Here is a 12,571-nt window from a genome sequence, read left to right as displayed (position 1 = left end):
TCGCGCGTGCACCCGCATAGCATGCGCACATGCGACTCCGCTTCCACTCGACGCTCGCGCTCACGCTGCTCGGCGCCGCGTCACCGCTCCCGGCGCAGCGGCCGCGCCCGCACGTCCACCTCGTCGCGACCGGCGGCACCATCGCGTCGACGAACTACTACTCGGGGCAGTCGGGGAAGATCGGCGTCGAGGCGCTGCTCGAGGCCGTGCCCGCGCTCGACACCGTCGCCACCATCACCGCGCAGCAGTTCGCGAACGTCGCCTCGACGAGCATCACGCCGGCGATGTGGCTCGCGCTGTCCCGCGGCATCGCCGACACGCTGCGCGCGCATCCCGACCTGGCGGGCGTCGTCGTCACGCACGGCACCGACACGCTCGAGGAGACGGCGTACTTCCTCGACCTCACCGTGGCCGATCCGCGTCCGGTCGTGGTCACGGGCGCGATGCGGCCGAGCGACGGCGTCGGCATCGACGGGCCGGCGAACCTGCTCGCCGCGGTGCGCATCGCCGCGAGCCCGGCGTCGCGCGGCCGCGGCACGATGGTGGTGCTGAACGACGAGATCATGGCGGCGCGCGACGCGACGAAGCTGAACACCGTGCGGCCCGACGCATTCGCCGCCCCGTACCGCGGGGACCTTGGCGTCGCCGATCCGGAGCGCGTGGTGTTCCACCGCGAGCCGCACCGCGCGCCGACGTTCGACCTCGCGGGCGTGTCGGAGCTGCCGCGGGTGGACGTCGTCTACGCGTACGTCGGCGCCGACGGCGCGGCGGTCGACGCGTTCGTCGCCGCGGGCGCGAAGGGTCTCGTGGTCGCCGGCGCGGGCCGCGGCGGCACCCCGAGCGCCATGCGGCAGGCGATCGACCGCGCGATGGCGAACGGCGTGGTGGTCGTCGACGGCAGCCGCGTCGGATCGGGGAGCGTGCCGGTCGGCGAGGGCGTGAGCCGACGCGGCAGCGGCCCGGCGATGGTGGGTACCGGAGACCTCAACGTGCAGCATGCGCGGGTGCTGCTCATGCTCGCGCTGACGAAGACGACTGACGCGCGGGAGGTGGCGAGGATGTTCGCGGAACATCAATGAGCGTGGAGCGTGGAGCGTGGAGCGTGGAGCGACTGCGATATCGCTCCACGCTCCCCGCTCCACGCTCCACGCTCACTTCAATAGCGCGCGGAGCCTCGCCGAATACGTCCGGCTGGACGTGAGCTTCGTGCCGTCGCGCATGGTGACGACGTACTCGCCGTGGAAGTACGGCTCGAGCGAGGCGACGCGATCGATGTTGACGATGGCGGAGCGGTGGACGCGGACGAAGCGCTCGGGGTCGAGGCGCGATTCGACGGCGCCGAGCGTGTCGCGCACGAGGTGCGCCGCGCCGCCGGCGTGGAGGCGGACGTAGTTGCCCTCGGCGTCGAGCCAGTCCACGTCCGCGGCGCGCACGAAGTAGATCCGGCCGCCGCGGCGCACGACGAACCGCTCGGCCGCGCGCTCGCGGCGCACGAGGGCGAGCAGCGCGCGCATGTCGCCGTCGCCCCGCTCGGTCTGGGCGGCGCGCGCGGCGCGCGCGGCGCGGGCGCGGGCGACGCCGCGGTCGAGGGCGCGCGCGAAGCGCTCGCGGTCGTACGGCTTCAACAGGTAGTCGGCGGCGCTCACGTCGAACGCCTGCAGCGCGTACGCGTCGAACGCGGTCACGAACACCACGGCCGGGAGGGCCGAGGTGCCTAACGCGTCGGCGAGCCCCTCGAGCGCGGCGAACCCGTCGAGCTCCGGCATCTGCACGTCGAGGAAGAGCAGCTCCGGCGCGTCGTCGCCGCCCGCCCGCTCGGCCAGCGCGCGCACGGCGTCGGCGCCGTCGACGCACTCCGCGACGACGCGCACCTCGGGGCGACGCTCGAGCAGCGCGCGCAGCCGCTCGCGCGCGTCCGGCTCGTCGTCGACGATGGCGACGCGCACCGGCGCGGTCACGTCGCCTGGCGCCACGGCAGCTCCACCGTCACCACGAGCCCACCGCCCGCGCGATCGGCGAGCGTGAGCCGCTGCGCGTCGCCGTACAGCGCGGCGAGACGGCGGCGCGTGTTCGTCAGCCCGATGCCGTTTCCCTCCGCTCCGTCGGCGCCGTCGACGGCACGTCCGGCACCGTCGTCGGCGACCGTGAGGCGCAGGCGATCGCCGTCGAGGCGCGCCGCGCACACCTCCACGCGACCGGCGCCCGCGCGCCGCGCGATGCCGTGCTCCAACGCGTTCTCGACGAGCGGCTGCAGCACGAAGTGGGGCACGAGCGCGCGCTCGGTGCCCGGCTCCGCGCGCACCTCGGTCGTGAGCCGGTCGCGGAAGCGCGCGCCGACGATGGCGAGATAGTCGTCGAGCACGGCGAGCTCCTCGCCCAACGGCACCTCGTGCCGGTCGCCGGCGCGCAGCGTGCGGCGCAGCAGGTCGCCGAGGCGTGCGAGCACCGCGTCGGCCGCGTCGACGTCGCGATGCATGAGCGACGAGACGACGTTGAGCGCGTTGAACAGGAAGTGCGGCCGGAGCTGCGCGCTGAGCGCGTCCATGCGCGCTTCGGTGAGCTCCGCGCGAAGGCGCGCCGCGTGCGCCTCGCGCTCCTGCGCGCGCCGGTAGAACACGATTGCGTGCACGGCGCCGTCCACCGCCCACATCGTCATGCTCTCGTACACGAACGAGCGCGCGAGGAGCTGGCCGAGCGTGGCCAGGTAGCCGCGCGTCCCGTCGATGCTGCCGATCGCGATCCCCGCCGCGACGTACATCGCGTACTTCAGCACGACGATCACGGCCGTCGCCGCGAGGTGCACGGGCACCGTACGCTGCCACATGCGCCGCGTGATCGGCGCGCGGACGGCGAGCCAGAAGTAGACCGGCGTGAACAGCGCGCACGAGTACCAGTCGGCGAAGCGGTCGGCGAGCAGCGGCGCCCACGGCACGGCGCGGCCGGCCTGCGTCCACCGCGCCGCGCTCTGCAGCGCCGAGAGCAGCGCGAGCAGCGTCCACAGCGCGACGTAGAACGCGACACGCGCCGCGCGCGACATCGGGCGGGCGCTCGCGTCGTCGAGCGCGAGGGGAGGAGCGGCGGACGTCACGGCCCAACGCTACGGTCGCGCAGCGATGCGCTCAAGCCAGTCCGTCCCGCGGCGCGGCCGGCTCGTCCCGCGCGCGTGGTGACGGCGGCGCGGCCGGGCCACGCTCCGGTGAACCCACTCGCCCGAACCGCCATGCGCACCGTCCTGCACTCGATCCTCGCCGCCGCGCTGCTGCCGCACCTCATCGTCCCGAGCCGCTGCCATGCCCAGTCGGCGCCGCCGCTCATGCCGTACCCGATCACGATCACCGCCGCCGACTCGGCCGCGATCCGCGCCACGGCGCTCGACTACATCGACGGCTGGTACGCGGCCGATGCGGAGCGCATGGCGCGCGCGCTGCACCCCGAGCTCGCGAAGCGGAACGTGGCGACGGACGTGCAGGGGCGGAGCCGGCTGATCCAGATGAGCGCGATGTCGCTCGTGAACGGGACGCGTGCCGGTGGCGGCTCGCGCATCCCCGACGCGCAGCGGACGCACGACGTGCGGATCCTCGATGCGTACGCGGGCGCGGCGAGCGTGCGGGTGACGGCGGCGACGTGGGTGGACTACATGCATCTGGCGAAGTTCAACGGGCGGTGGGTGATCGTGAACGTGCTGTGGGAGAATGAGCCGGTGAGGCCGTGAACGGCGGGACGATTCACGGCGGGACGATTCACGGCGGGACGGTCCACGGCGGGACGGTCCACGGCGGGATCGCGCGCGCGGGATCGTAGTTACCAGGGGGGCTCCCCCCCCTTCGCCCATAGTTCCGCGCCGGCGATCGCAGCGCGGTACCGATCCGACGCGGGCCGGATCCCGGCCACCGCATCCCGATCCCGCCGCTAGGCATCCCGCCGCTAGGCATCCCGCCGCTAGGCATCCCGCCGCTAGGCATCCCGCCGCTAGGCATCCCGCCGCTAGGCATCCCGCCGTTAGGCATCCCGCCGTTAGGCATCCCGCCGTTAGGCATCCCGCCGTTAGGCATCCCGCCGCACATCGTCCCGCCGTCCCGTTCCATCATGCCCCTCGCGCCTAACGCCGAGCACCGCGCCCCACTGCCCGACAGCTGCCCCGCGGCCCGATACGTCCTCCCGTACCCGGCCGGCGACGCCCACGAGGTGTGGCGCACCACCGAGCACGATGTCGTCGGCAACGGCCACGTCGGCCGCTGGGCGATCGACTTCCGCATGCTGATCGGCAGCCCGATCGTCGCGGCGCGCGCGGGGGTCGTCGTCGCGACGCGCGACTCGTTTCCCGATGACAACGGCGAGGACCTGCACGAGAACTTCGTGTTCGTGCGGCATGCCGACGGCACGGTCGCGCGGTACCTCCACCTGACGCGCGGCGGCGCGCTCGTCGGCGTCGGCGACACGGTGCGACAGGGACAGCGCATCGCGCGCAGCGGGAACAGCGGGCAGAGCGCGGGGCCGCATCTCCACTTCGACGTGCAGACGTGCGGCCCGAACCTGCCGCCCAGCTACAACGCGCTCCCCTGCGGCCGCACCGTGCCCGTCGCGTTCACCAACGCGTGGCCGCCGGCGTGCACGCTCGAGGCGGCGCACACGTATCGGGCGATGGACGCGTCCGGCACCGGCTGGTCCCTCGACACGCTGCACCTCGACGTGCGCGTCGCGCCCGACGCCGCCCGCGGCCGGCGTCTCGTGGTCGCGGGCCGCGCCACGCTCCGCGCGCCGGCGACCGGGTCGACCGGACCGACGCTCGTCGTCGCGCCGGGCGCGATCGCGTTCGACACCATCGACGTCGACGGCGCGACGGTGACGTACAGCCCCGCGCGCGACTCGGCCCACGTCCGCCTGACCGTGCCGGCGCAGGCGGGCGCGCCGCTCGTCGCGCGCTTCCGCGTGGCGCCGCGCGACGATCGCGTCGGTCGGGGCGTCGCCGTCGGGGCCGAGGGCGCGTTCGCGTCGTGGGGCGCGAACTGGTACCCGTGGCCGGCGGCGGCGGCCGACGCCGATCCCGACCTCGCCGCGCCGGGCACGCTGCGGCTGTCGATCCCCGTCGCGTGGCACGCGCTGTCGAACGGACGGCTCGTCGACAGCACGACGGTCGGCGCGGAGCGCGTGGAGCGGTGGGCCAGCGATCGAGCCGTGGCGTGGAGCATGACCGCGGCGGCGTACGTCGTCGAGCGGCGGCGCGTCGGCACCACCGACGTCGCGGCGTACGTCATGCCGCGGCAGCGCGCGAGGATCGCGGCGTTCGCCGCGGCGATCCCGCCGATGGTCGCCGTGCTCGCGCGCGCGTACGGGCCGTACCCGTTCGCCACGTTCGCCATCGCCGCGATGCCGGCGTCGATCGCGCCGCCGGGGATCGTCGGGCGCTCCGAGCAGGGCTGGTTCTTCGCCCACGAGCATGCGCTCGACGGCGACAGCGTGCCGGTCGCGCTGTTCGCGCACGAGCTCGCGCACATGTGGTGGCCGAACCTCGTCGACTCCAGGCCGCCGGGCGACGACATGATGGACGAGGGGCTCGCCAGCCAGGGCGCGGCGCTCGTCGTCGCGGCGCGCGACGGACGCGCGGCCGCGCGGCAGTGGCTGCACGACGGCGAGCCGGCATGGAGTGCGCGCGGCTACTTCCACCTGTGGCGCATCGGCGCCGACCGCCCGCTCATGGCCGACTACGACCCGCTCACGCCCCGCGCGAAGGGCCCGCTCGTGTACGAGATGATCCGCGACCGACTCGGCGACTCCGTGTACTTCGGCGTGCTGCGGGCGCTCGCGCACGACCGCGCCGGCGGCTCGGCGTCGCTCGCCGACCTGCGGGCGGCGCTGCTGCGGGCGGCGCCTAACGATCACGGACTGCCGCGGCTCCTCGCCGACTGGCTCGACCGCGGCGGCGCGCCGGTGCTCGACGTCGCGTGGCGCGGCGCGGGCGCAGGACGCGTGCGGGTGCGCATCACCCAGCGCACGACGCCGTACGCGCTTCCGCTCGACGTCGCGGTGGACGGCACGGGCGGCACGCGCACCACGCGCGTCGCACTCACCGACTCGGTGCAGACGTTCGACCTCCCGACCGCGGGCCGCGTGACCGCGGTGCGCCTCGACCCGTCGCACCGACTGCTGCTGTGGGAGCCGGCGTTCGGCCCCGTGCGCGGCGTCACGCCGGCGTGGAGCGCGGACCGCGAGCGCGCGTGGCTCGGCGCGGAGGTCGACTGGCTCGCGCGGAGCTACGGCGCGCGCGCGGTCGGCGTCACCGTCGCCGACGGCGGCGCGGTCGTCTGGCGCCGCGGCGCGACGCCGCCGCCGTTAGGCACCGCGCCCGCCGCCGACACCACCGTCGCCGACGTCGCCGCGCGCGGCACCACGGTCGCCGTGTGGCGCGCCGCCCGCCGTGCCGCGTGCGTCGTGCGCTCCGACCTCCCCACGCTGGGCGTGACGCTCGCCGAGCAGGTGTGCCAGCGCGTCGCCGTGCTGTGGCGCTGGCCGACGATCCCGGGGCGACCGTAGCGAAGCGCGGAGAGCGGAGACACCTCCAGCGAGGCGAGCGATTCCGTGAATTCTCGAAATTCCTCGAATTGAGGCACGAAGAACGTGGAGTCGTCCCCGGCCGGGCTCAACCGCGCGTGGGCGCTGTTCGGCGTCTACGGGCTGTTCTTCGGCCTGACGGAAGGGACGGAGAAGGCGCTCGTGGCCGATCTCGTCCCGCGCGCGCGACGCGGCACGGCGTTCGGCTGGTACAACCTCGCGATCGGCCTCGCCGCGCTGCCCGCGTCGCTGCTGTTCGGCTTCGTGTGGGACCGCGTGGGGCCGCCGGCGGCGTTCACGTTAGGCGCGTTCCTCGCGCTGCTGGCGGCGATCGTGCTGGGATTCGTGCGGGTGGATCGGCGGTGACGCGCGGCGCGGCTCCTCGTCGCGCGTGACTCCTGGTGTGTTTGGGCGCGGATCGCGCGGATCGCGCGGATCACGCGGATAGACACGAACCTGGCTCCTATCCGGAATCATCCGCGTGATCCGCGCGATCCGCGTCCACTTCTCGACGTGTGCGCCGCGATAAGGGGTGCCGGCGACGAACGCGTCAGCAGCAGCGCGCCCCGGGGCGGGGAAGCTCGAGGCGTTTGCCGAGGCCTCCGCGTCGCCGCGAGAGATAGATGGCGCCTAACGCCGATGCGTGGTAAGCTTGGCCGCATGCGCCTGCTCCTCGCCCTCCTGCTCGCCCCCTGCCTGGCGCTCGCGCAGCCCACGCGCTTCGAGGTGAGCTACACGCCCGCGGCGAGCGCGGGGCCCGTCACCGGGCGGCTCGTCGTCATCGTCGCGAAGGCGGCGGAGCCGGAGCCGCGCATGCTCGTGTCGCCCTCGGGGCCGGCGATCTTCGGCGTCGACGTCGCGGGGCTGCGGCCGGGCCAGACGGTGGTCGTCGACGGGCGCGCGTCGAGCTATCCGACCGCGCTCGACTCGCTGCCGCCGGGCGACTACTACGTGCAGGCCGTCGTCAACGTCTACGAGAAGGCGACGCGTGCCGACGGGAAGACGGTGTGGGTGCACCTGAACGACGGCACGCAGGAGTTCTTCACGATCGCGCCCGGCAACCTGTACGGCGACGTGCAGCGCGTGCGCATCGGCGCCGGCGCGGTACGCGTCGCGCTCGACAAGGTGGTGCCGCCGGTCGCACGGCCCACCGATACCGAGTGGGTGAAGCACGCGCGCATCCGGAGCGAGAAGCTCACGACGTTCTGGGGCCGGCCGATCTACGTGAACGCGACGGTGCTGCTGCCGAGCGGATGGGCCGAGCATCCGGAGCGCAGCTATCCCGCGGTGTACACGCTCGGCCACAGCGTGCCGTTCGGCTTCAGCACCGACTCGGCGCGCGCGCGCGCAACGTCGGGCAGATCAACCCGGTCACCGGCATGGAGACGGGGTTCGACTTCTACCGCGCCTGGCGCGGCGACGACTTTCCGCGCATCGTCGCCATCAGCCTCGAGCAGCAGACACCGTACTTCCCCGACTCGTACTCGGTGAACTCGGCCAACAACGGGCCGTACGGGGACGCGATCGTCGAGGAAGTGATCCCTGCGCTCGAGAAGCAGTTCCGGCTCGTGTCGGCACCATGGGCGCGGCACGTCGAGGGCGCGTCGACCGGTGGGTGGCAGACGCTCGCGCTGCAGCTCCAGCACCCCGACTTCTTCGGCGGCGCGTGGGTGCTCCAGCCCGACCCGATCGACTTCCGCCGCTGGCAGCTCGTGGACATCTACGCCGACACGAACGCGTTCGTCGTCCAGACGGGACCGTTCACCACCACCGAGCGGCCGTTCCGTCGCACGACCGAGGGACAGGTGGTGTGGACGAACCGCCAGCTCAGTCGCTTCGAGGACGTGTTGGGCAGCCGCGGGCGGTCGGGATATCAGATCGAGGCGTGGGAAGCGGTGTACGGCCCCACCGACGCCGACGGCTACCCGAAGCCGCTGTGGGACAAGCGCACCGGCACGATCGACCGGAGCGTCGCGGCGTACATGCGCGACCACGGGTTCGACCTCCGCGACTACGCGCAGCGCAACTGGGCCACGTTAGGCCCGCAGCTCGCCGGCAAGCTGCACTTCTTCGCCGGCGACATGGACGACTTCTACCTCAACCTCGCCGTCTACCGCTTCGAAGAGTTCCTGAAATCGACGACGAATCCGCGGAGCGACGCGACGTTCACGTACGGCCGCCCGACGAAGGGGCATTCGTGGCACGCGTGGACGTGGGCCGACTTCGTCAGGCAGGTGGGTGCGGTCATGAAGCGGCACGCGCCCGCCGGACACCCCGCTCTCGAGGGATTCCCATGAGCAAGGACGACGCGGTTCGACTCACCGACACCATCGCGTTCATCCGCGGCGCCGCGGTGCCACCCGTGCACCAGGCGAAGCGCGCGACGGTCGCCGACATCCTGCGCGACCGCGACAACGCGGGGCAGATCTCGAGCATCATCAGCCCCGCGATGTCGCAGGGCGCCAACTGGGCGGTCACGGGACGCGACGAGGCGAAGGATCAGCGGCACTACCGCCGCGCCCTCATCCTGATCCGCAGCGTGCTGCTCGGCGTCGACCGCAACACGGCGGCGCTCGAGGCGGGCCAGATCACCGACGCGGCGGCGCTGCCCGCGGCGCTCGGCAACACCCTCGCCGACGTCACGGGGCTCATCGACGACTGCACGGCGAAGCTCGCCGAGCTGAAGGCGCACCCGCTCACGTTCCTCTCGCGCAACAAGCTGCAGGTCGCCGGGATGCCGACGTCGTCCCAGTGCACGTACAACTTCTACTTCGATCGGCTCAACGACACCTACAACTTCTCGCCGCCCAACAGCGTCGCGAACTGGGTGAACATCACCGAGCCGGTCTACCAGCTGCACGTGCAGCAGTACGCCGGCCTCGCCAGGGCCAAGACCGTCGGCGACGACTCGCGCACGGTTGTCGGCAACATGGTGCACGGCGCGGACCTCATGGTCACCACGCAGCTCACCGGCTGCGCCGTGGTGTACTACCGGAACGGCGCCAGCCTGATCGCCGCCCACGTCCAGCCGGGAGCGGCCAACGCGGAGGCGATGTGCACCGATCTGCGCGCGAACGCGAGGCTCACACTGGCCCCCGCCATCACCGGCATCTTCGGGGCGCAGAACCCGAAGGGCGTCGATCCGAACAACTACCTCAAGGCGGGCTTCTACAACTACTGCATCGGCGTCCGCCACGGCGGCTCGTGGGATCTGTACGCGCAGCAGCGGCCGCGCTCGTACGGCGACGCCATCGGCGCCGCGATCGACTCGTGGAAGATCACCTGAGGCTCCGGCGGGCGATCGCGCCGTAAGCACTCCGCCGAGTCGGGTCGTCCAACCGGTACGACCACCTCACGGAGGCTCCGATGCTCTACCGGACGATCGCCCCAGCCCTGCTCCTCACGCTCGCCGGCACCTCGATCGGCGCCGCGCGCTCCGCCGACGTCAAGTCGCCGCCCTGGATCTCGATCGAGTCCCCGGCGAACCCGTACGACCCCGCCACGCGCGACGCGGCGTTCCTCGTCCGCACGTGGCTGCACGGCAACACGACGAGCCTCGAGGACCTGACGGCCAGCGCGGAGGGACTCGTCGACGGCAAGCGCCAGAGCGTCGCGCTCCGCATCGAGCCCACGTCGCAGCCCAACCTGTATGCCGTGCGCCGGCAGTGGCCGGCCGCCGGCGCGTGGGTGGTGCGCGTGACGCTGCTCCGCACCGCGACGGCGATCGTGTCGCTCGACCGCGCCGGCGCGGTGTCCGGCGTGTACGTGCCGACGCGGATGCAATCCGGCCTGCCGCTCGCGCGCGCGGTGGAGGCGCGCGAGATCGATTCGACGCTCGCCACCGTGGCCGCGCGGCGGTGACCAACGGCGCGGCGCGTCTCGCGGCGGCGCACGACGTCGTCCGCCGCGCGCAGCAGGGCGACGTGGAGGCGTTCGCGTCGCTCTACCGCGCGCACGGACCGGCGGTCTTCTCTCTCGTGCGCCGCATGCTCGGCGACGAGCGCGCGGCGCGCGATCTGGTGCAGGACGTGTTCGTGCGCGCGTGGGAGCGGCTCGCCTCGTTCCGCGGCGACAGCGCGTTCGGGACGTGGCTGCACCGGCTCGCCGCCAACCTCGTCGTCGAGACGCTGCGCGCGGCGAGACGCGACGTGCTGCGCTTCACCGACGACGACGCGGACACCACGCCGGCGACCCGCTCCGACACCGACGCGATCGACGCGCGGCTCGACCTCGACGCGGCGCTCGTGGGACTCGCCGCCGGGGCGCGCGCCGTGTTCGTGCTGCACGACCTGGAGGGATACTCGCACGAGGAGATCGCGCAGATGACCGGCATCGCCGCCGGCACCGCACGGGCGCAGCTCTGGCGCGCCCGACGTCACCTGATGAAGCGACTCGACCCATGACGGCGTTCGACACCGGCCAGCATCTCACCGAAGCCGAGCGGCAGGGCGCCGCGGACGGCTCGCTGCCCGAGCCGCGTCGGCGCCGCGTGGCGGAGCACCTCGCGGCGTGCGGCGAGTGCGACGCCGACGTCGCGCGCCTGCGACGCGTCGTCACGCTCGCCCGCGCGAGCGAGCCGCTGGCCGCGCCGCTCGACGAGCTGTGGCCCGACATCCGCGCGCGCATCGAGCGCGACAAGGTCGTCGCGCTGGTGCCCGCGGCTCCGCCACCACGTCGCGCGATCCGCTGGCAATGGGTGTCGGGGCTCGGCGCCGCGGGGCTCGCGGCCGCCGCCGGGCTCGTGATGGTGCTGCGCGCGAACCGGCCCGCGCCGATCGACGGCAGCGCGCCCGCGGGATCGAGCGGCGATGCGGCGTTCGTGTCCGCCGAGGCCGACTCGTCGCGTGCGTACGAGCAGCAGGTGCAGGCGCTGCTCGACGAGATGGCGCTCCGGCGCGCGATGCTGCGCCCCGACGTCGCCGCGCGCATGGACCACGACGTGCGCGTGATCGACGCCGCGATCGCCGAGCTGCAGGACGCGCTGCGCCACGACCCGAACAACGCCGCGCTGCGCCAGCTCCTCGCCGCGTCGTACCGACAGAAGCGCGACCTCCTCAAGCGGGTGGCGAATGCCTCGTGAGCTCTCGGCCGTACTGTTAGGCACCGCGGCGGCGCTGCTCGCCGCCGGCGCCGGCGCGCAGCCGGTGGGACCGGTGCTGTGGGCGCGCGCCGTGGAGCCGACGGCCGGCTTCAAGATCTACAATCCGGTGGGCACGCTGCGCATCGTCGGGTGGGACCGCGACTCCATCGTGGTGCGCGGCCGACTGGGGCGGGGCGAGCGGATGTACCACGACGTCACGGCGCGCGGCGGGAAGCTGGGGATCGACGAGCGCGCCGACGGCGGCGATGCGCGGCCGAGCGATCTCGTGATCTACCTGCCGCGTCGCTCGCAGATCGCGGTGAAAACGGCGAGCGCCGACGTCAGCGGCGCCGACGTGTCGGGATGGTTCTACAGCGTGAGCGGCACCATCCACCTCGTGGGCACCTCGACGTCGATCGACGCGGAGTCGATGAGCGGCAACGTGAGCCTCGACGTGTCGGCGCCGTGGGTGCACGCGCGCACCGGCGACGGCCACCTGCTGCTGCGCGGCGCGCCGCAGGACGCCGACGTGTCGACGATCGGCGGCACGCTCGACGTCGCGAGCCAGGCGACGCTGCGCGGCCGCTTCGCGTCGGTCACCGGCGACATCCACTACGTCGGCACGCCGCCGTCGGGCGCGATCCTCGAGTTCTCGAACCACAGCGGCAGCGTCGACTGCCTCCTGCCGCGCGGCGCGGCCGGCGTGTTCGAGCTGTCGACGGTCACCGGCGACATCGTGAACGGCTACACGCGCGTGCGGCCAGCGGCGCAGCCGGGGCGCGGCCGCACCCTGCGCGTGGACCTCGGCGGCGGCGGCGGCCACGTGTCGGTGCGCACGTTCAAGGGGACGATCCGGCTGCGGGGGCCGTGAAGACACGGAACCGCAGAGGGCCGCGGAGGACTGCCTCTTTGTGTTGAACCACAGAGGACACGGAGGACACA

General features: G+C 73.5%; 13 protein-coding genes. 11 read left to right on the top strand and 2 right to left on the bottom strand.

Annotated elements, in window-relative coordinates; all coding sequences use genetic code 11:
* The first annotated feature begins 29 nt into the window (after positions 1-29).
* The gene (locus J421_RS30600; protein WP_025414939.1) at positions 30-1,079 is read left to right on the top strand and encodes an asparaginase; all 1,050 of its coding nucleotides are present in this window, start codon (positions 30-32) and stop codon (positions 1,077-1,079) included.
* Positions 1,080-1,151: 72 nt separating this feature from the next.
* Here J421_RS30600 and J421_RS30595 read toward each other — a convergent pair whose 3' ends face one another.
* Both J421_RS30595 and J421_RS30590 read right to left on the bottom strand, forming a co-directional pair.
* Positions 1,152-1,973, bottom strand: a complete 822-nt coding sequence (locus J421_RS30595) for a LytR/AlgR family response regulator transcription factor (RefSeq protein ID WP_025414938.1) — start codon at positions 1,971-1,973, stop codon at positions 1,152-1,154.
* On the bottom strand, positions 1,955-3,088 hold the full coding sequence (locus tag J421_RS30590) for a sensor histidine kinase (RefSeq protein WP_025414937.1): 1,134 nt from the start codon (positions 3,086-3,088) through the stop codon (positions 1,955-1,957). The genes J421_RS30595 and J421_RS30590 overlap by 19 nt, the downstream gene beginning before the upstream one ends.
* A 132-nt stretch (positions 3,089-3,220) precedes the next feature.
* Here J421_RS30590 and J421_RS33315 point away from each other — a divergent pair, with 132 nt between their 5' ends.
* From J421_RS33315 to J421_RS30545, 10 genes are all read left to right on the top strand, one after another.
* A complete protein-coding gene (locus J421_RS33315; protein WP_025414936.1) occupies positions 3,221-3,712 on the top strand; it encodes a nuclear transport factor 2 family protein in 492 nt (163 codons plus the stop codon).
* Positions 3,713-4,086: 374 nt separating this feature from the next.
* Complete coding sequence (locus J421_RS30575; RefSeq protein ID WP_025414935.1) at positions 4,087-6,531, top strand: peptidoglycan DD-metalloendopeptidase family protein; 2,445 nt, start codon at positions 4,087-4,089, stop codon at positions 6,529-6,531.
* Positions 6,532-6,615: 84 nt separating this feature from the next.
* A complete protein-coding gene (locus J421_RS30570) occupies positions 6,616-6,915 on the top strand; it encodes an MFS transporter (RefSeq protein WP_025414934.1) in 300 nt (99 codons plus the stop codon).
* A 294-nt stretch (positions 6,916-7,209) separates the two neighbouring features.
* Entirely contained in the window at positions 7,210-8,040 is an 831-nt protein-coding gene (locus tag J421_RS30565) for a hypothetical protein (RefSeq protein WP_104023534.1), read from the top strand.
* Positions 7,929-8,846 (top strand): alpha/beta hydrolase-fold protein, encoded by a 918-nt coding sequence (locus tag J421_RS30560; protein WP_104023533.1) that lies wholly within the window; start codon positions 7,929-7,931, stop codon positions 8,844-8,846. The genes J421_RS30565 and J421_RS30560 overlap by 112 nt, the downstream gene beginning before the upstream one ends.
* Positions 8,843-9,835: a hypothetical protein gene (locus J421_RS32450; protein WP_025414933.1), complete on the top strand. Its 993-nt coding sequence runs from the start codon at positions 8,843-8,845 to the stop codon at positions 9,833-9,835. Before J421_RS30560 ends, J421_RS32450 begins: the two co-directional genes overlap by 4 nt.
* 80 nt (positions 9,836-9,915) lie before the next feature.
* The gene (locus J421_RS33310) at positions 9,916-10,410 is read left to right on the top strand and encodes a hypothetical protein (protein ID WP_025414932.1); all 495 of its coding nucleotides are present in this window, start codon (positions 9,916-9,918) and stop codon (positions 10,408-10,410) included.
* On the top strand, positions 10,407-10,952 hold the full coding sequence (locus J421_RS32445) for an RNA polymerase sigma factor (RefSeq protein ID WP_025414931.1): 546 nt from the start codon (positions 10,407-10,409) through the stop codon (positions 10,950-10,952). Before J421_RS33310 ends, J421_RS32445 begins: the two co-directional genes overlap by 4 nt.
* Positions 10,949-11,629, top strand: a complete 681-nt coding sequence (locus J421_RS30550) for a zf-HC2 domain-containing protein (protein ID WP_025414930.1) — start codon at positions 10,949-10,951, stop codon at positions 11,627-11,629. Before J421_RS32445 ends, J421_RS30550 begins: the two co-directional genes overlap by 4 nt.
* A complete protein-coding gene (locus tag J421_RS30545) occupies positions 11,619-12,500 on the top strand; it encodes a DUF4097 family beta strand repeat-containing protein (protein WP_025414929.1) in 882 nt (293 codons plus the stop codon). The genes J421_RS30550 and J421_RS30545 overlap by 11 nt, the downstream gene beginning before the upstream one ends.
* The last annotated feature ends 71 nt before the right edge of the window (positions 12,501-12,571 follow it).

It is taken from the genome of Gemmatirosa kalamazoonensis, from assembly GCF_000522985.1.
GTDB classification, from domain to species: Bacteria; Gemmatimonadota; Gemmatimonadetes; order Gemmatimonadales; family Gemmatimonadaceae; genus Gemmatirosa; species Gemmatirosa kalamazoonensis.
Note: the sequence above shows the minus strand (reverse complement) of the source record. Positions and strands in the feature narration are given on the sequence as shown.

Excerpts from the sequence above, each read along its gene's own strand:
- J421_RS30565 (WP_104023534.1), top strand. The coding sequence starts at position 7,210 with ATGCGCCTGCTCCTCGCCCTCCTGCTCGCCCCCTGCCTGGCGCTCGCG.
- J421_RS30575 (WP_025414935.1), top strand. The coding sequence starts at position 4,087 with ATGCCCCTCGCGCCTAACGCCGAGCACCGCGCCCCACTGCCCGACAGC.
- J421_RS33310 (WP_025414932.1), top strand. The coding sequence starts at position 9,916 with ATGCTCTACCGGACGATCGCCCCAGCCCTGCTCCTCACGCTCGCCGGC.
- J421_RS30600 (WP_025414939.1), top strand. The coding sequence starts at position 30 with ATGCGACTCCGCTTCCACTCGACGCTCGCGCTCACGCTGCTCGGCGCC.
- J421_RS32450 (WP_025414933.1), top strand. The coding sequence starts at position 8,843 with ATGAGCAAGGACGACGCGGTTCGACTCACCGACACCATCGCGTTCATC.
- J421_RS33315 (WP_025414936.1), top strand. The coding sequence starts at position 3,221 with ATGCGCACCGTCCTGCACTCGATCCTCGCCGCCGCGCTGCTGCCGCAC.
- J421_RS30560 (WP_104023533.1), top strand. The coding sequence starts at position 7,929 with ATGGAGACGGGGTTCGACTTCTACCGCGCCTGGCGCGGCGACGACTTT.
- J421_RS30550 (WP_025414930.1), top strand. The coding sequence starts at position 10,949 with ATGACGGCGTTCGACACCGGCCAGCATCTCACCGAAGCCGAGCGGCAG.
- J421_RS30545 (WP_025414929.1), top strand. The coding sequence starts at position 11,619 with ATGCCTCGTGAGCTCTCGGCCGTACTGTTAGGCACCGCGGCGGCGCTG.